Genomic DNA, 16,753 nt, shown 5'->3' with positions numbered 1-16,753 from the left:
AATGCTCACCTTGCCGTGAAAGCCCGGCGGCGGGGCTGGCATATCGCGGTGGCGGACCCTAGCCTTTGACAAAACCTGCGGATAAGCCCCGAAAAGGAAACCCCATGCCCACCGAACGCTTTACCTTTGCCGGTCATGACGGCCACGATCTGGCGGCGCGGCTGGACCTGCCGCGCGGGCCGGTGCTGGCGACCGCGCTGTTCGCCCATTGCTTTACCTGTTCCAAGGACATCCCGGCCGCCCGCCGCATTGCTGCCCGCCTCGCCGGGGCAGGTATCGCGGTGCTGCGGTTCGATTTCACCGGGCTGGGCCATTCGGGCGGCGAGTTCGAAAACACCTCGTTCACCGGCAACGCCGGGGACCTGGTCAAGGCGGCCGAGGCGCTGGAGGCGCGCGGCATGGCGCCGGGCCTGCTGATCGGGCACAGCCTGGGCGGTGCCGCCGTGCTGGCCGCGGCGCAGCACATCCCCAGCGCGCGCGCCGTTGTGACCATCGGCGCGCCCTTCGATCCTGCCCATGTGACCCACAATTTCGCTGACGCGCTGGGCCGGATCGAGGCCGAAGGTGCGGCGGATGTCGATCTTGGGGGGCGGGCGGTACGCATCGGCAAGGATTTCGTCGACAGCCTGCGGGCAGAGCCGATGGCCGACGCCATCGCCCATCTGCGGCGCGCGCTGCTGATCCTGCACGCCCCGCGCGACGCCATCGTCGGGATTGACAACGCCACCCAGATCTTTCGCGCCGCGAAGCACCCGAAAAGTTTTGTCACCCTCGACGATGCCGATCACCTGATCACCGATCCGGCTGACGCCGAATACGCCGCCGGGGTGATCGCCGCCTGGGCGGTGCGGTATCTCGACCTCAGGCAGCCCGCCCCGCCCCCGGGCGCGCCCGAGGGCATCGTGCGCGTGACCGAGGCCGACCCGGATGGGTTTATGCAGGACGTCAATGCCGGCCCCGATCACCACCTGCTGGCGGACGAGCCCAAGGCCTATGGCGGCACCGGGCGGGGGCTGTCGCCCTATGGTTTTCTGGCCGCCGGGCTGGGGGCCTGCACCTCGATGACGATCCGCATGTATGCCCGGCGCAAGGGCTGGCCGCTGGCCGGCGTCAGCGTCGATGTCAGCCACGACAAGGTGCACGCCCAGGATGCCGCCGGTGGGCAGGGCGCCAAGGCCGACCGATTTATCCGGGTGATCCGGCTGAAGGGCGATCTGAGCGTCGAACAGCGTGACCGCCTGATGGAGATCGCCGACCGCTGCCCGGTGCATCGGACGCTGGAACGCAGTTCCGAGGTGGTGACGAAAGCGGGCTGATCCCGCCTCACAGGGTGCTTGTGCGTGGCGGTGAAATCCGGTTGAACGTGCCCCGGAGCACAAGGACACGGATCATGAGTACACGCATCGTCATCTGCCGCGCTGCCCCGCAAGGGTGGGCAACGGCATCCCGCAGGCGCAGGCCTTCAGGCACGGACCCGGTCTAGGCGATGACCGACACGCGCGACCATGGCGGCGGGGTGGACGATGCGGCGGCGCGTTTCGGCGGCGACCGTGCGGACTGGATCGACCTTTCCACCGGGATCAACCCGGTGCCCTATCCGCTGCCGCCGCTTGATGCGCAGGCATGGACCGCGCTGCCCGACCGTGCCGCCGCCGATGCGCTGATTGCCGCCGCGCGCCGCTTTTGGCGGGTGCCCGATGCCGCGGCGATCCTGGCGGCGCCGGGTGCATCCAGCCTGATCGCGCGTCTTCCGGCGCTGGCGCCGCTTGGGCGGGTGCATATTCCCGCCCCGACCTATAACGAACACGCCGCCGCATTTGCCGCGCATGGCTGGACGCAGTCCGCGAAAGACCCCGACGTGCGGGTGCTGGTGCATCCCAACAATCCCACCGGCCACTGGTACGGGCCGGCCGACCTGGATGCGCCGCTGACCGTCGTCGATGAAAGCTTTGCCGATGTGGCGCCCGAACGGTCGCTCGCGTCCCACGCCGCGCGCGACGGCGTGATCGTGCTGAAGAGCTTTGGCAAGTTCTGGGGGCTGGCCGGGTTGCGGCTGGGATTTGCCATCGGCACGTCCGGCGCGATCGACCGGTTGGCTGGGCTGCTGGGGCCATGGCCGGTGTCCGGCCCGGCGCTGGCGGTGGGCCGGCGGGCGCTGGACGATCCCGCGTGGGCGGACGAGACCCGCGTCAGGCTGGCCGCGGATGCCGCGCGGCTGGATGCGCTGATGACGCGCGCGGGCGCGGGCGTGGTGGGGGGCACGACGCTTTTTCGGCTATACGAAGTGGGTGACGCGACGGCCTGGCAGGCGCGACTGGCCCGCCATCGGATATGGAGCCGGATCTTCCCCTATTCGACCGGCTGGTTGCGCCTTGGGCTGCCGCCGCAGGACGGCTGGGTGCGGCTGGAGCGCGCGCTGTGAGCGCCGCCGCGATCCTGGCATTGGCGCTGGTGCTTGACGCCGTGCTGGGCGAGCCGGACTGGCTGTGGCGCAGGATGCCGCATCCGGCCGTGCTGATGGGCCGGGCCGTGGCCTGGGGAGAGGCGCGACTGAATAGTGGCGACATGCGGCGTGCGCGCGGTGTGGTGATGGTGACCGGGCTTGGAATCGGGGCGCTGATCCTGGGTGCAGTCCTGCAGGAACTGGGCTGGGCGGTAGAGGTCGTGGTCCTGGCGGTACTGCTGGCGCACCGGTCGCTGGTCGATCATGTGGGCGCGGTGGCCGACTCGCTGCGGTTTTCGCTGGGCGATGCGCGCCTGATGGTGGCCCGGATCGTCAGCCGCGAAACGGGCGCAATGGATGGCCCTGCCGTATCGCGCGCGGCGTTGGAGTCCGCGGCGGAAAATTTCAGCGATGGCGTTGTCGCGCCGGCATTCTGGTTTCTTGTCGGCGGGCTGCCGGGAGTGGTGTTCTACAAGCTGGTCAACACCGCCGACAGCATGGTCGGCTACCGCACCCCACGGTATGAGGCATTCGGCTGGGCCGCTGCGCGCCTGGACGACCTGCTGAACTGGGTGCCCGCGCGGCTGAGCGCGCTGATGATCGCGGGGCTTGGCGGGCGGCTGGGCGACTGGCCAGCCATCACGGCGGATGCGCGGCGGCACCGGTCGCCCAATGCCGGCTGGCCCGAGGCCGCGGCGGCGCGGGTGCTGGGCGTGGCTCTGGCCGGCCCGCGCGCCTATGACGGAGAGATGCGCGCCTTTCCCTTCGTCAATCCCGCCGGGCGCGGGGAGATCGGCGCCGATGAGATCGACGCCGGTGTCACGCTGCTGTGGCGGGTGTGGATGGCGGCGCTGGCGGTGCTGGCCGTCGCGGCGCTGCTGGCGGGCTAGGCTCGGGGCCTCCGTGTCGGGATATGGGGGCGCTGCCCCCGCCCCGGGACATGCCCGGGGCTCCCCCGGGGTATTTCACACCAAGAAGAAGCATGGCGTTCCGGGCTTCTTTTTGGTCCCAAATACCCCTGCCGGAGGCATTTATCCCTTGTCTTGCAGGGGTCAGGGCGCCCAGGCCAGGAAATTGGCGATGATCCGCAGGCCGGTCTGCTGGCTTTTCTCGGGGTGGAACTGGGTGCCGACGATGTTGTCGCGCCCGACCACCGCCGTGATCCGACCACCGTAGTCGGTATGTGCCACCAGGTGCGCGGGGTCGGTGACGCGGAACTGGTAGGAATGGACGAAATAGGCGTGATGCCCGGTCTCGACCCCGGCCAAAACCGGGTGCGATTGGTCGATCACCAAGTCGTTCCAGCCCATATGCGGCACCTTGAGCGTGGCATCCGCCGGTGTGATCCGCTCGACGGTGCCGCCGATCCAGCCGAAACCGGGCGTCGGTTCGTATTCCAGCCCCTCGGTGGCCAACATCTGCATGCCAATGCAGATGCCCATGAAGGGCCGCCCGCCGGTGATCACCGCCTCTTCGATCGCCTCGAACAGGCCGCTATGATCGAAAAGCTGCTTGCGGCAAGCCGGAAAGGCGCCGTCGCCCGGCAGCACCACGCGATCGGCCCGGCGCACCGCGTCAGGGTCGGAGGTGACGGTCACGCTGCCCCTGCCGGTCTCTTGCGCCATACGCTGAAACGCCTTTTCGGCGGAATGCAGGTTGCCGCTTTCGTAGTCGATGATGACAGTGGTCATGGCCTTCAGAGCGCGCCCTTGGTCGATGGGATGGCATCGGCCTTGCGCGGGTCGGTCTCGACCGCCTCGCGCAGGGCACGGGCCACGGCCTTGAACGCGGCCTCGGCGATGTGGTGGCTGTTGATCCCGTGCAGTGCATCGACATGCAGTGTGATACCGCCATTACCGGCGAAGGCCTGAAAGAACTCTCGCACCAGTTCGGTGTCAAAACTGCCGATCCGTTCGGTCGGCATCTTCACGTCCCACACCAGATAGGCGCGGCCCGACAGGTCGAGCGCGGCGCGCACCAGCGCATCATCCATCGGCAGAAGGCAGGAACCATAGCGGCGAATGCCGGTCTTGTCCCCCAGCGCGGCGCTCAGCGCCTGGCCCAGGGCGATGCCCACATCCTCGACCGTGTGATGGTCGTCGATATGGGTGTCGCCGGTGCAGCGGATGGTCATGTCGATCAGCGAATGGCGCGCGAGCTGGTCGAGCATGTGGTCGAAAAACCCGACCCCGGTCTGGTTGTCATAGCGTCCGCTGCCGTCCAGTGCGATCTGCACCTGGATGTCGGTCTCGGCGGTCTTGCGGGTAATGTCTGCCTGGCGCATCGCTTTGGTATCCGTGATCTGTGCCCGCACCTTATAGGGGGCGGCGGGGCGCGGGCCAAGTGCGGGCGGCGGTCTTTGTGCGGGGCCGTGGCTTTGCGTGCCGTGACCATGCGCGGCAAGGTGCCGATCCCGGCCGGGGTTGCATCAACGGGGCTGGCCATGCCCGGTGGGGGCGGCTAGGCAGTGGCATGCCATCGTCGTTTCATTCCCCACCGGGCACGGGTGTGCCACGCAAGATGCGGCTGCGAGCAATTCGGCTGGTGGCCTGGGTCGTCTCCGGTGTCATTCTGGCGCTTACGCTGAGCCCGACGAACCCGACACCACCTGTTTCAGTGGCTCATGTCGACAAGCTGATGCATGCGCTGGCCTTTTTCATGTGGGCGGCGCTGGTTACGGCGGGCTGGCGCTGGCCGGGCTGGCTGGTGCTGATCGTGGCGGCTGGGTTCGGCGGTGTGATCGAGCTGGTGCAGCCGCTGACAGGCCGCGATGCCGAACTGGCCGATCTGGGGGCCGACATGGTGGGCGCGGCGGCGGGGTTCTGGCTGGGGCTGCGCCTGCGCGCCTGGACCAGACGGCAGAAGCTGCGTGACAAGGTCGCGTAGCCAAGGGACGGCTTGCGACACTGTACCGAATGGGGTTTATGGATCACATGAATGGACTTTTCGGCCGAATACTGGGCCGGGCGGAACCCGAGCCAGAAACACCGTCGCAGATGCGCCCGCCCCCGCCAGATCAGCCGTTTCTGGCCATAGGCGATGTGCATGGCCGCGCCGATCTGTTGTTGGAACTCGATGGTCTGATCGAGGCCGGGTATGCCGACTGGCCGGTGGTGTTTCTGGGTGATTACATCGACCGCGGCGAACAAAGCCGCAAGGTGCTGGAGCTGCTGATGTCGGTCTACCCCGGTGATGGCCCCATCGCGGCGTGCCTGATGGGCAACCACGAACGGATGCTGCTGGATTTCCTTGACGATCCGGTCGAGCGGGGCGGACGCTGGCTGCGCAATGGCGGATTGCAGACCCTGGCGAGCTTCAACGTGGCGCCACCGTCGACCGGGGCCGACGACCCCCTGGCGATGGAGGCGACATGCCAAAGGTTGGCCCGCGCAATGGGGGATGAGATGATCGCCTGGCTGCGCGCGTTACCGCTGATATGGCGCAGCGGCGATGTCTGGGCGGTGCATGGCGGGGCCGATCCGGCGCTGGCGATGGATGCCCAGCAGCCGCAGACGCTGATGTGGGGGCATCCGCAATTCATGCGCAAGGCGCGCAATGACGGGCAATGCGTGGTGCATGGGCACACGGTGGTCGATGCGCCCTATGTCGCCGACAGCCGGATTGCTGTGGACACGGGGGCATATGCGACGGGGCGTTTGACGGCGGCGGCGATCTCGGCCGATGGTATCGAGTTCGTTCAGACCACGGGCCGCGGCGGGTGACCGTTGGAAAGCCAAAGATGAATTCGGTTATCACGCCGATTTTCCGTGTGCGACAGCATGGTGCGGCATGCGGGATTGGCGCGGTGAACAGAGGTCAATGAATCAGAAAGTTGCGAATTTCCCCTTTGATATCGGCCAAGCTGACGCTATTCCGGCAGCGAGCTGTCAACCGGGGTAGCACAGGCGCAGTAAACCTATGAAAGATGTAGCCAAGACGCTCATCACGCCGAAAGGCACCGAGCGGCCACAACCAGACCGGGGCGATGATGAAATCGACCTGATGGAATTGGCGCGCGCGATCTGGCGGGGCAAGTGGACCATCGCCCTGACGACCGTCGCGGCGGTGCTGCTGGCGGGGTATTATGTTTTTGGCGTGGCTGTGCCCAAGTACCGCTCGACCGTGGTGATGACGCTTGAGGTGCGTTCCAAGCAGGTCGTGGACATCGAAAGCGTGATCTCGGGTGTTTCGACCGAAGGTGCGGCGCTGAACACCGAGGTGGAGGTGCTGCTTTCCCGGCGGGTGCTGGGCAAGCTTGTCGACAACCTGAATCTGGTTGACGATCCTGAGTTCAACAGCAATCTCAGGCCGCCATCGGCACTGAGCGGGGTCATGGGTTTCGTGTTGGGACTGGTCCGGTCCGACGATGGAGGTGAGGGCGAAGAGCCTGTTCGAAAGACCCCGCGCGACCTGACCATCGACAACCTGCGCGAGGCGCTTTCCGCCTCTGTCAAACGCGATACCTATGTCTACACCCTCAGCGTCACCACCGCCGATGCTCTGAAATCGGCGCGCATCGTCAACGCGCTGGCTGACATCTATATCGATGAACAGATCGCGGTAAAGTTCGAAGCCACCGAACAGGCGGTCTCTTGGCTGTCCGAGCGGGTGACCGAGCTGGAGGCGGATTTGCGCGCCAAGGAGGAAAACCTGAAGGCCGCCATGGCCGAGACCGATCTGATCAGCGCCGAGGTGCTGGAGGGGTTGAACCTGCAGGTAAAGGATCTGCGTGACCGGCTGCAGGAAATGAACGGTCAGGTCGAAAGGGCGGGCGAGGCGGAAACCCGGCTGCGGGCCTTTCTTGAAACCGGCGACCGGGCCGCCGCTGTCGAGGCGACCGGCGACGCCACCCTGAAACGGCTGTTGCAGTCGACGAGCGACGGCGATGCAGAGGCGGCGGAGCTATTCGATCAACGGCTGGAAACGCTGGCGACGCGCGCCCAGGCCGAACGCGTCCGGCTCGGCAACCAGGTCGATGCGTTGCGGCAGTCTTACGAGGCGCTGCAGGACCGAATCGGGACGCAGTCAGAGGATCTGGTGCGAATTCAGCAGATGGAACGCGAGGTCGAGACGACCCGCACCCTGTATGAAACCTTTCTGACGCGTCTCAAGGAAACGGCGGTTCAGCGTGGCCTGCAACAGGCTGACAGCAGGGTCCTGTCGGACGCCATCATCGGCAACAAGGTCGAACCGCGTTCCGCGATGACGCTGGCGCTGGCGCTCATACTCGGGGCCATGGTCGGTGCGGCCGTGGTTCTGATGCAGCAGTTCTTGCACAATACCTTCCGCACGGCCGAAGACCTGGAGGCCGCCACCGGCTGTGCTGTGATGGGCCAGATTCCTGCCATGCCGTTCAAGGCCCGAAAGGACCTGATCGGATACTTGCAGGACAAGCCGACCTCGGCCGCGGCCGAGGCGGTGCGCAACCTGCGCACTTCGATCCTGCTGTCGGATATCGACTCACCGCCCAAGGTGATCATGTCCACCTCGTCCTTGCCGGGCGAAGGCAAGACCACGCTGGCAGTCGCCTTGTCCCAGAACTTGGCCGGGCTGGGCAAGAGGGTGCTGCTGATCGAAGGCGATATCCGCCGGCGCACCCTGAACGAATATTTCAACGAGGCCCCCCGCGGCGGCCTGATCACCGCGCTGGCCGGCGACGTGCCGCTGCACGAAATCGTGTTCTTCGACGAACGGCTGGGTGCGGATGTCCTGATGGGCCAGAAATCGCGTGCAAACGCGGCCGATATCTTTTCCTCGGACCGGTTCCGCGAGTTTGTCGCCCATGCGCGGGAATCTTATGACTATGTCATCATCGACACGCCGCCGGTGCTGGTGGTGCCCGATGCGCGGGTGATCGGTCAGCATGTCGATGCTGTCGTGTTTTCGGTTGCCTGGGACAAGACCAACCGCAGCCAGGTGATGGCGGCGATGCGTGAATTCGAATCGGTCAACCTGCGGGTGACGGCGCTGGTCCTGTCGCAGATCGACCCCAAGGGTATGAAACGCTATGGCTATGGGGGGAAATATGGTGCGTATTCTACCTATGGCAGCGGGTACTACGAGGCGGGTTAATGCCAAATTCAGACGCACTGCCGAGTTTTCGGTTTATATTCCGACCCGAAACTGTATGATGTGGTCGAGGCTTTTAAAGGGAACAAACGGTATGAAAGCAATTGCCAATACTCTTCTGGCTGCCGTTGTGGGGGTCACCATGCCCCTGGCCGCAGTGGCGCAGCAGCAAGTCAGCACCCCTCCGCTTGAGGGCGAAACCGCGCTGCAGTACGCACAGCGGATTAATGCCTGCAATGGCGCCAGCGTTATTGGGGCGGATTTCACCAGCGGTGGAACGATGCTGCAGGTTCAATGCCCGGCTGCCGGGACTGCCTCCAATACCTCCGGCCTGTCTGGCGGATTGGGTGGTGCGGTCGCATCGGCGGCGGTCGTGGTTGCGCTGTTCTCGCTTGCCGGCGGCAGCAGCAGCTATTCGTCGACCACCTCGACCAGCGGTACGGGCTTGTAACAGGTCCCGCCCCGCAGGGCGGTTCTACAAGCGTGCGGAATGTGAAATTTTCGGGCGGGCCTGCCAGACAGGTCCGCCCTATTTGTATCTGGACACCAATCTAACCGCCTGGATGGGCAGGGGAAATCCTATGCCTTGCCTGTCGGCGGCCGGCCCGGGCCGGCCGCCGGGGGAGCTAGCGTTAGTTGTTGGCGGCGATGGCGGCCGGTGTGGTCAGCAGCGACGGCACGACCTGTTGAATGACGCGGTTCCACTTGGTAATCGGCTGTTCCTCGACGAACACGATGTCGTTGGGGCGCATCTGCATCCGCGTCGCCAGCGTCATGTTGACGGCGTTGGCGGCATCGAGGTGCCAGGCGGTGACGGCGCCGAATTCCGCCGGATCGGTTGAAGGGCGCAAGACGTAGATGTTTCGCGCGTTTGCCTCTTTGGTCCGGAAACCGCCGCCCTCGTACAGAACGTCGGCCAGTGTGGCATGCTGCTCATAGGGCAGCGGCATCCTGGCCTGCTCGAAGACCTCGCCCGAGAGATAGACATAGTCGCGCGCCTCGGCGCCGTATTCGTGCCGGGCATCAAAGTTGCTGCGCTGCTCTTCCAGCATTCCGCGCCGCAGTTCGACCTCGGCCTGCAGCATGTCGATCGTATCCTTGCGCGCCTGGCTGCGCAGGCGGATCACGTCGATTTCCTGACGGTAGAATTCAAGCGCGCGGTCAAGATCGTAGGTCGTGTCGACAAAGACGGCATCGCCGTTTATCAGCTTCAAATCCTGCAACGCCGGCCGCGAAAGGTAGTCCTGATAGGGGATTTGATAAAGCGAGCCCGCGCGGTAGATACGGATCGAGGCGTATTGTTCGTCCCTGATCGTGAAACCGCCCGTGGCCGTCAGCGCCTCGCCCAGCGTCAGGGGGTTGAGCGTGATCGGAACGCGCACGGCCTTTTGAACTGCGCCGCCGACCGTCACGCGCTGTGAATTGAACTCCGCCACCTCGAGCGAGAACGCCGGATCGACCTGCTGTTCCAGAAGGAACCGAAAGATGTGATCCTGTGCTTCCTGCAGGGTCAGGCCGCCGATTTCGACCCGGCCGATATCGGGGATCGAAATGCTGCCGTCGTCAGAGATCGTATAGCCCTGGCGCTGTGTCTGCGCCGCCAACAGCCCGCTGAGCTGTTCGACGCTGTTGCCGTTGCTCTTGGTGGCCAGCAGAACCACGTCACCCACGCCCAGGCGATAGGGTTGCGGGGCGTTGTCGGGCGGCAACCGCAGTTCCAACCGCCCGGGCCGTTCGTCGGGCAGCACCGGGGCAGCGGGCAGTGCCCCCATGCCAAGCCCTTGCCGCGCGTTGGCGGCGGCATAGAATTCACGCGGAAGGTTGCGCGGATTATAAGGCGTACGGTTGGCCAGCAGCACCGTTTCGGGGGTCAGGCTGATCACTCGGACGTCTATGTCCGTCCCCAGATCACGGCTGACATTCGGGCTGGTATAGACGACCCCGCACCCCGCCGGAAGCAGCACCGCGGCCGCGAGGGCCATCCCCATCGCCGTACGGGCCAGAAGCGTGGCCTTGCTGTTCCTCATTCCATGCCCTCCAAATTTCGTTTGTCGTCATTAGTGCAGTACATGTTCAGTTTCCATGTATTCAATGTCGGGGCCGACCCATTGGCGCGACCTGATGACGCTGCCCGCCGAATTCAGCCAGTAGCTGTTGGTCACGGTCTCGTTGGTCGAAACGCAGGTCTCGTCAATACGGACGCTATCGTCTGTCGCAGCCCTGCGGCACATGAAGCTGCGGATGGCTGTACGCTGCTCGCCGTCCAGATAGGTGCGGATCTGTGGGTAATAGTCGCCCCCCATGCGGCCTCGCAGCATCGCAACGGTTCCGGCGGCATCCGACGACATCAGGTCGTCGCCCAGGCCGCGCGTTTCGATCAGAACGCCGTCGCGGAAACTCAGGCTGATGCCGTCGAGCGTCTGCCAGACCGTGACACCGCCATTGCGGGAAACCGGCCCCAACACCGCCTGGGCATCGCGCGAAGGCAGCGATACGCGCAGCCGTTCGGGGCTGATGAGTTGCGGTTCCGGCGCGGCCACGTTGCCGCCCAGGCCAAGCGTGTCAATCGCGTTCGAACACCCGCCGACAACAAGCAGCATCAGCGCCGCACTACAGGCCGCGGCCCGCCAAGATATGTGCCGGGGTCGCATCATCGCCAGAATTTCCCCCATCCGTCCTGAAGCTCGGGCTCTCGCAGCGGCCTGACCTGTTCGTATAGCCGCCCACCGACATCCAGCCGCGCACCACCGTCGCGCAGCAGCGGCCGGATTGTAGTGGAGTAGGCGGTCTTGTTCGGCTCGCCCGTCAGCCACGAGATGGGGACGGAAATGCGCAGCCCCTTGTCGAATGACCCTTCGCCAAAGGTGCTGAAAGGCACATCGGTCAGTGTCGCAAAGGCGCCGATCTTCCAGCCGTTGTTGAATTCCCGGTCGACCGCCAGCGTTGCGCCCCAGTCGCCGGCCAGATAGCGCCCGGCATCCAGCTGGGCATGAAACCCGTTGCCGACATCCCAGTAGGCCGAAACATGGCCGGTCGCCACGTCGTAGCTTTGAAAGCCCAGCATCTGATCGAAGTCGCGCTGCTTGACGTAATTGGCCTCGACCCCCAGGGCAAAGGGGCTGTTATCCGGCATCCACAGCAGTTCCGCCGAGATCCCGCCATACATCCGCTCCAGATAGCCGACTGTCACCCGCCCGTAGACATCGCGGCCCGGCTTGAAATAGCGGGCGGCGGTCAGGTGGGTGATCGCCGGGTCGCCCGACTTGTCGTAAAGGTTGAAATCGCTGCGTACATGCGGCAGCAGCGAATTCGAAATTCGCATCGAGTCGTCCAGGTTGCCGACCAGTCTCTTGCGGACGCCGCCCGAGATTTCCCACCCCGGCCCGGGTTCGAACGTCGCCGTCAGCTCGGCGCCGAAATCGGCGCGAATGGGGTTATCGGGGTCAAAGAGGCTGGGCGTCAGGTAGGGTTTCAGCCGCCAGTCGAAACGCGGATAGCGTCCGGGCATCGGCATCGTGGCGCCGGCGGGCGATGCGATTCGCGTGCGCGCAAAACTCTTCCAACTGGCGTCCAGGTCGTGTTCCAGCGTTTCCATGTCGCTGCGCCGGATCGTCAGTTCGCTGACCGGCATGCCGCTCGCTATGGGAACGATGACGAATGTCCCGATATGCGCAGGCATCAGCCGTGACAGAACCCGCGCGGTGCGGCCGACCGCCTGCGCCTCCTGCGGATAGCTGGTGTTCTCGATCTCGACCCGGGCGGTGTCGCCAGACAGGTCGATCCCGTGCAGGCGAATGCCCTGATCCGACAGCGTTTCCGCGACCCGGGCGCGAAAACCCTGCTGTTCGGTGGCACTGGCGGGCCATGACAGTGCCGCTGCGGATGTGCGCGCCAGTACCGGCAGCGGTGCCGGCTCGATCCCGGACGGGGCGGGTGGGTGCTTGGGGTTCAGTGCCGCGGTCAACTGCACCCCGAATTCGGACCCGTAAAGATAGCGAAACGACAGGTCGATGCCGGGGCGCAGCATGTAGCTGGCGCCGAAATTGACCTGCGAATGACGGCTGAAGGCGGATGGGCTTTCGATCGGGTAGGCATCAGAGGAATACTCAGCCGTCAACTTCAGCCGGTCGGTCGCCTGCCATTCGACCCCGCCGAAAAGCGCCGCATCGCCGCGAAACCAGCTGGCCGAGCGCACGGTCCCGCCCTGGCCCGCGGCCCGTGCCGGCCGGGTTTCAAACTTGCTGCTGAAAACCGAAAGCGGGTTTTTGAAGCCTCCGCTGGTGCCCAGCCGCCCCCACCCCATCCCGAGGCTGAAGCGCAGGCGCGGGGTAAGGGTCTTGGAGGCGACCACATATTCAGACGAATAGATGCCGGTGCCGAGAAAGTCGTTCAGCCCGACCGCCACCGCCGGCCGCAAACCCGATTCGTCGATCAGGCGGTAGTGCAGCGAAAAGCTGCGGTCGTAGTTGGTGACGAGCCCTGTTGCCGTCGGATAATCTTTCAACTCGGTATAGCGAAAGCTGCCCGACAGACGCGGCGTGATCTGAAATGTCAGGGTTGACCTGGTCTGCCCGGCAAAGCTGCTCGCCGTAAAGGCGAGTTCACCATCGGGGCGGCTTGTTGCCACCGGCATGTCGATCAGGCCGGGGTAGCCATAGCTGTTATAGCTGGTTGCGATTTCGGACTCGGCAAGCGTCGATGCCGGCAGCAACGCGCATGTTGCGGCCAGCACGCCACGCCTGATCTGTTCTGAAAGCCCCGGCATCATGGCTACTGTCTAAACGATACCGGAATCGGGTACATCGAAAACCGTCCTTTTCCGGGGTCCTTCCGTTCATCCGTTGCCCTAGAAACACGGCGCTTCAGTGATCCCCAGCTTTATCCACAGGCGTGCGCGAAAATGTTGTGCCGGACGAGACACTCTGGGGGTGAAGACGTGGCGCGTGGCTATGACGTCGCGCGCATGAATGCGGCGGTTTTGTGCCGGATCGGCAGGCCGCTATGCACGACTTTTTACCCCTGTTGCGAAAGGGGTCCCAAGACGTGGGCAAAAGAGCATTGTGGCCGTGGAAAAACAACCGCTGGCAGAATGCCGCGACCGAACAGGGACAGCAGAGCCTTGCTTATAGCTCCTGCAGGTAGCGGCCATAGCCGTTCTTGTGAAACACCTCGGCGCGTGCCTTCAGCCCGGCGCGGTCAATCCAGCCCTGGCGAAAGGCGATCTCGTCCGGGCTGCCCATCTGCAGGCCCTGGCGCACCTGCAGGGTGCGCACGAAATTGCCCGCCTCGAGCAGGCTGTCATGTGTGCCGGTATCCAGCCACGCATAACCGCGGCCCATCGTTTCGACCCGCAGCTTGCCAGCCGCGAGATAGAGATCAAGAAGCGAGGTGATTTCCAGCTCGCCCCGCGCCGAGGGGCGCACTTGCCGCGCCAGCCGCGGCGCATCGCCATCGAGGAAATAAAGCCCGGTCACGGCATAGCGCGAGGGCGGCACCTCGGGCTTTTCGATGATGGCGCGCACCTCGCCATTCGCGTCAAAATCGACCACGCCGTAACGTTCGGGATCGGCGACGTGATAGCCGAATACCGTTGCGCCATCCTTTCGGGCGTTGGCCACTGCCAGGACCTCTGGCAGGCCGTGGCCGAAAAAGACGTTGTCGCCCAGAACCATGGCCGATGGCGCCCCGGCAAGGAAATCCTCGGCCAGGGTATAGGCCTGCGCCAGCCCGTCGGGGCTGGGCTGGGTGATGTAGGTCAGCGAAATGCCCCACTGGCTGCCGTCGCCCAGAACACGGCGGAACTGGTCCTGGTCCTGCGGCGTGGTGATCATGGCGATGTCGCGGATGCCGGCCAGCATCAGCACCGACAGCGGGTAATAGATCATCGGCTTGTCGTAGATCGGCAGGAGCTGCTTCGAAACGCCCATGGTGATCGGGTAAAGCCGCGTGCCGGATCCCCCGGCGAGCACGATTCCCTTGCGGTCGGTCATCTCTGGGTTACTCCGAGTTCATTCAGGATTGCAGGCAGGGCGGCGCGCCAGTCGGGCCGCGAAAGGCCGAACGCGGCCTCGGTCAAGGTGCAGTCGAGCCGGGAATTGAGCGGGCGCCTTGCCGGGGTCGGGTAATCGGCGGTGGGCATGCCGGTGACGGCAACCTCGCGGCCAGCTGCGGCAAAGATTGCGCGGGCAAACCCGGCCCAGCTGACATCCGGCGCGCCGGAAAAATGATAGGTACCGGAAAGGTCGGGGTTTTCAGCCAGGCGCGCCGCGATGGTCAGGCAGGCCCCGGCGATGGCGCCGGCCGGGGTGGGGCCGCCCACCTGGTCATCGACGATGCTGAGTGTGTCGCGCGTTTCCGACAGCCGCAGCATGGTGCGCAGGAAATTGTTGCCATGCGCCGAGAACACCCACGAGGTGCGCAGGATCGCATGACAGCCGCCGGCGGCGCGAATGCCGTTTTCCCCGCCTAGCTTGGAACGTCCGTAGGCATTCAAAGGCGCGGTCGGATCGGACGGTTTGCGGGCGGCGGTGCCAGAGCCGTCAAAGGCATAATCGGTCGAGACATGCACCATAGGGATGCCCAGCCCCGCACAGGCTCGCGCCATGGCCGCCGGGGCATCGGCGTTGATGCGGGTGGCAAGGTCCTCTTCGCTTTCGGCGCGGTCGACGGCGGTATAGGCGGCGGCGTTGATCACCGCCTGTGGTGCCGCGGCAATGATCGCCTCGGCGCAGCTTTCAGGCTGGGCCAGGTCGGCATCATCGCGCGACAGGAACACCGCTTGCGGTGCGCGCCGCGCCAGTTCGGTGGCGACCTGCCCGCTCTGACCAAAGACAAGCAGCCTCATGCGCGTGTTCCCACGCGGGTTCCGACGCCCTCGACATCCAGCAGCGGCTGCCACCAGTCGGGGTTGTCGAGATACCAGGCGACGGTAAGCTCCAGCCCCTCTTCGACCGTGACAGAGGGGCGCCAGCCAAGTTCGTCCATGATGCGGGCGGGGTCGATGGCATAGCGTGCATCGTGGCCGGGACGGTCGGCGACAAAGGTGATCAGGTCGCGGTGGCTCTGCCCGCCCGCGCGGGGGCGCATTCGGTCGAGGATGTCACAGATCGCGTGCACCAGGTCGATGTTGCGCCGCTCATTGTGGCCGCCGACGTTATAGCTGCGCCCCGCCTCACCCTGCGTCACCGCCAGCAGCAGCGCATCGGCGTGATCCTCGACATAAAGCCAGTCACGCACGTTCAGCCCCTGCCCGTAGACCGGGATTTCCCGCCCGTGGATGGCGTTCAGGATGACCTTGGGGATCAGCTTTTCGGGAAAATGGCAGGGGCCATAATTGTTGGAGCAATTGGTCAGCACCACCGGCAGGCCGTAGGTGTGAAACCAGGCCCGCGCCAGGTGGTCGGCCGCCGCCTTGGAGGCCGAATAGGGGCTGCGCGGGTCATAGGGCGTCGATTCAGTGAACAGCCCCTCGGGACCGAGGCTGCCATAAACCTCATCGGTCGAGATGTGGTGAAAGCGAAAGCCGTCGGGCCGCCCGGCGCGCTGCCAGTGGGCGCGCGCGGCCTCCAGCATGTTGAAGGTGCCGGTGACGTTGGTTTCGACGAAATCGGCCGGCCCGTCGATGGACCGGTCGACGTGGCTTTCGGCGGCCAGGTGCATCACCGCGTCGGGGGCGTGTTCGGCAAAGATGCGGTCCAGCGCGGCGCGGTCGCGGATGTCGGCATGCTCGAACCGGTAAAGCGGGCTTTGCGCCACGTCGGCCACGTTTTCAAGCCGGCCGGCATAGGTCAGCGCATCAAGGTTGATGACCTCGTGCCCGCGCGCGACCGCCAGCCGCACCACTGCAGAGCCGATAAAGCCACAGCCGCCTGTGACGAGTAACCTCATGCTGTGCCCTCCCAGAAACGAACCGGCTGCGGCGTGGGTGGCCTCTTGTCGGCAAGCGGCAGCGCAACGTCAAGCCCCGCGCGCCCGCGCGGCGCCCCGGTCAGGGCATAGTGGCCCATAAAGTTTTCGGGAAAATTGGAGCGGGCGATGAGATTCGAACTCACGACCCTCACCTCGGCAAATACCTTGGCAAAACATGTGTTGTTATGATCTTTTGGTGGATGATCGGTAGTGCCCCGATGAGTGGTGTAGGAACTGGGGTCCACCTGCTTCTTCATAGCTGGTGTTGCTCGTTCACTGCGCGGCGATCATCGTCGCCGCATCGGTATCGTTGCACATGGCGGTCAGCTTTTC

The 16,753-nt window shown here is 65.1% G+C and carries 16 protein-coding genes; 7 read left to right on the top strand and 9 right to left on the bottom strand.

Annotation, left to right across the window (positions count from 1 at the left end):
• The first annotated feature begins 104 nt into the window (after positions 1 to 104).
• The 3 genes from DL899_RS15175 (at position 105) to cbiB (ending at position 3,333) form a co-directional block, all read left to right on the top strand.
• On the top strand, positions 105 to 1,316 hold the full coding sequence (locus DL899_RS15175; RefSeq protein ID WP_111735212.1) for a bifunctional alpha/beta hydrolase/OsmC family protein: 1,212 nt from the start codon (positions 105 to 107) through the stop codon (positions 1,314 to 1,316).
• A gap of 170 nt (positions 1,317 to 1,486) precedes the next feature.
• Complete coding sequence (locus tag DL899_RS15170) at positions 1,487 to 2,422, top strand: aminotransferase class I/II-fold pyridoxal phosphate-dependent enzyme (RefSeq protein ID WP_111735211.1); 936 nt, start codon at positions 1,487 to 1,489, stop codon at positions 2,420 to 2,422.
• A complete protein-coding gene (gene cbiB, locus DL899_RS15165) occupies positions 2,419 to 3,333 on the top strand; it encodes an adenosylcobinamide-phosphate synthase CbiB (protein WP_239494721.1) in 915 nt (304 codons plus the stop codon). The genes DL899_RS15170 and cbiB overlap by 4 nt, the downstream gene beginning before the upstream one ends.
• 162 nt (positions 3,334 to 3,495) lie before the next feature.
• Here cbiB and hisH read toward each other — a convergent pair whose 3' ends face one another.
• Together hisH and hisB are read right to left on the bottom strand one after the other, a co-directional pair.
• On the bottom strand, positions 3,496 to 4,134 hold the full coding sequence (gene hisH / locus DL899_RS15160) for an imidazole glycerol phosphate synthase subunit HisH (RefSeq protein ID WP_111735209.1): 639 nt from the start codon (positions 4,132 to 4,134) through the stop codon (positions 3,496 to 3,498).
• 5 nt (positions 4,135 to 4,139) lie between these two features.
• The gene (gene hisB / locus DL899_RS15155) at positions 4,140 to 4,727 is read right to left on the bottom strand and encodes an imidazoleglycerol-phosphate dehydratase HisB (protein WP_111735208.1); all 588 of its coding nucleotides are present in this window, start codon (positions 4,725 to 4,727) and stop codon (positions 4,140 to 4,142) included.
• Positions 4,728 to 4,963: 236 nt separating this feature from the next.
• Between hisB and DL899_RS15150 the strand changes: the two genes are divergently transcribed.
• The 4 genes from DL899_RS15150 (at position 4,964) to DL899_RS15135 (ending at position 8,963) form a co-directional block, all read left to right on the top strand.
• On the top strand, positions 4,964 to 5,329 hold the full coding sequence (locus DL899_RS15150; RefSeq protein WP_111735207.1) for a VanZ family protein: 366 nt from the start codon (positions 4,964 to 4,966) through the stop codon (positions 5,327 to 5,329).
• Between the two features lie 47 nt (positions 5,330 to 5,376).
• On the top strand, positions 5,377 to 6,165 hold the full coding sequence (locus DL899_RS15145) for a metallophosphoesterase family protein (RefSeq protein ID WP_239494720.1): 789 nt from the start codon (positions 5,377 to 5,379) through the stop codon (positions 6,163 to 6,165).
• Between the two features lie 196 nt (positions 6,166 to 6,361).
• The gene (locus DL899_RS15140; RefSeq protein ID WP_111735206.1) at positions 6,362 to 8,515 is read left to right on the top strand and encodes a GumC family protein; all 2,154 of its coding nucleotides are present in this window, start codon (positions 6,362 to 6,364) and stop codon (positions 8,513 to 8,515) included.
• Positions 8,516 to 8,606: 91 nt separating this feature from the next.
• Positions 8,607 to 8,963 (top strand): hypothetical protein, encoded by a 357-nt coding sequence (locus DL899_RS15135; RefSeq protein ID WP_162685602.1) that lies wholly within the window; start codon positions 8,607 to 8,609, stop codon positions 8,961 to 8,963.
• Between the two features lie 181 nt (positions 8,964 to 9,144).
• On the opposite strand, the gene DL899_RS15130 is transcribed toward DL899_RS15135, so the two are convergent.
• The 7 genes from DL899_RS15130 to DL899_RS15100 all read right to left on the bottom strand — a co-directional run bounded on the left by DL899_RS15130 (position 9,145) and on the right by DL899_RS15100 (position 16,677).
• Positions 9,145 to 10,539: a polysaccharide biosynthesis/export family protein gene (locus DL899_RS15130; RefSeq protein ID WP_239494719.1), complete on the bottom strand. Its 1,395-nt coding sequence runs from the start codon at positions 10,537 to 10,539 to the stop codon at positions 9,145 to 9,147.
• A gap of 30 nt (positions 10,540 to 10,569) precedes the next feature.
• The gene (locus DL899_RS15125) at positions 10,570 to 11,112 is read right to left on the bottom strand and encodes a YjbF family lipoprotein (RefSeq protein WP_162685601.1); all 543 of its coding nucleotides are present in this window, start codon (positions 11,110 to 11,112) and stop codon (positions 10,570 to 10,572) included.
• Between the two features lie 50 nt (positions 11,113 to 11,162).
• Complete coding sequence (locus DL899_RS15120) at positions 11,163 to 13,244, bottom strand: YjbH domain-containing protein (RefSeq protein ID WP_239494718.1); 2,082 nt, start codon at positions 13,242 to 13,244, stop codon at positions 11,163 to 11,165.
• A gap of 391 nt (positions 13,245 to 13,635) precedes the next feature.
• Positions 13,636 to 14,502, bottom strand: coding sequence for a glucose-1-phosphate thymidylyltransferase RfbA (gene rfbA, locus DL899_RS15115; RefSeq protein WP_111735203.1), 867 nt, complete (start codon positions 14,500 to 14,502; stop codon positions 13,636 to 13,638).
• Positions 14,499 to 15,356 carry a dTDP-4-dehydrorhamnose reductase gene (gene rfbD, locus DL899_RS15110; protein ID WP_111735202.1) on the bottom strand — a complete coding sequence of 286 codons (858 nt, stop codon included), beginning with the start codon at positions 15,354 to 15,356 and terminating at the stop codon, positions 14,499 to 14,501. The genes rfbA and rfbD overlap by 4 nt, the downstream gene beginning before the upstream one ends.
• The gene (gene rfbB / locus DL899_RS15105) at positions 15,353 to 16,399 is read right to left on the bottom strand and encodes a dTDP-glucose 4,6-dehydratase (protein WP_111735201.1); all 1,047 of its coding nucleotides are present in this window, start codon (positions 16,397 to 16,399) and stop codon (positions 15,353 to 15,355) included. The genes rfbD and rfbB overlap by 4 nt, the downstream gene beginning before the upstream one ends.
• Positions 16,396 to 16,677: a hypothetical protein gene (locus DL899_RS15100; protein ID WP_111735200.1), complete on the bottom strand. Its 282-nt coding sequence runs from the start codon at positions 16,675 to 16,677 to the stop codon at positions 16,396 to 16,398. Before DL899_RS15100 ends, rfbB begins: the two co-directional genes overlap by 4 nt.
• Positions 16,678 to 16,753 lie beyond the last annotated feature (76 nt).

It is taken from the genome of Roseovarius amoyensis (assembly GCF_003260265.1).
GTDB classification, from domain to species: domain Bacteria; phylum Pseudomonadota; class Alphaproteobacteria; order Rhodobacterales; family Rhodobacteraceae; genus Roseovarius; species Roseovarius amoyensis.
This window is presented reverse-complemented; position numbering and strand designations above follow the sequence as displayed.

Excerpts from the sequence above, each read along its gene's own strand:
- DL899_RS15175 (WP_111735212.1), top strand. The coding sequence starts at position 105 with ATGCCCACCGAACGCTTTACCTTTGCCGGTCATGACGGCCACGATCTG.
- DL899_RS15170 (WP_111735211.1), top strand. The coding sequence starts at position 1,487 with ATGACCGACACGCGCGACCATGGCGGCGGGGTGGACGATGCGGCGGCG.
- hisH (WP_111735209.1), bottom strand. The coding sequence starts at position 4,134 with ATGACCACTGTCATCATCGACTACGAAAGCGGCAACCTGCATTCCGCC.
- hisB (WP_111735208.1), bottom strand. The coding sequence starts at position 4,727 with ATGCGCCAGGCAGACATTACCCGCAAGACCGCCGAGACCGACATCCAG.
- DL899_RS15150 (WP_111735207.1), top strand. The coding sequence starts at position 4,964 with ATGCGGCTGCGAGCAATTCGGCTGGTGGCCTGGGTCGTCTCCGGTGTC.
- DL899_RS15145 (WP_239494720.1), top strand. The coding sequence starts at position 5,377 with ATGAATGGACTTTTCGGCCGAATACTGGGCCGGGCGGAACCCGAGCCA.
- DL899_RS15140 (WP_111735206.1), top strand. The coding sequence starts at position 6,362 with ATGAAAGATGTAGCCAAGACGCTCATCACGCCGAAAGGCACCGAGCGG.
- DL899_RS15135 (WP_162685602.1), top strand. The coding sequence starts at position 8,607 with ATGAAAGCAATTGCCAATACTCTTCTGGCTGCCGTTGTGGGGGTCACC.
- DL899_RS15130 (WP_239494719.1), bottom strand. The coding sequence starts at position 10,539 with ATGAGGAACAGCAAGGCCACGCTTCTGGCCCGTACGGCGATGGGGATG.
- DL899_RS15125 (WP_162685601.1), bottom strand. The coding sequence starts at position 11,112 with ATGCTGCTTGTTGTCGGCGGGTGTTCGAACGCGATTGACACGCTTGGC.
- rfbA (WP_111735203.1), bottom strand. The coding sequence starts at position 14,502 with ATGACCGACCGCAAGGGAATCGTGCTCGCCGGGGGATCCGGCACGCGG.
- rfbD (WP_111735202.1), bottom strand. The coding sequence starts at position 15,356 with ATGAGGCTGCTTGTCTTTGGTCAGAGCGGGCAGGTCGCCACCGAACTG.
- rfbB (WP_111735201.1), bottom strand. The coding sequence starts at position 16,399 with ATGAGGTTACTCGTCACAGGCGGCTGTGGCTTTATCGGCTCTGCAGTG.
- DL899_RS15100 (WP_111735200.1), bottom strand. The coding sequence starts at position 16,677 with ATGAAGAAGCAGGTGGACCCCAGTTCCTACACCACTCATCGGGGCACT.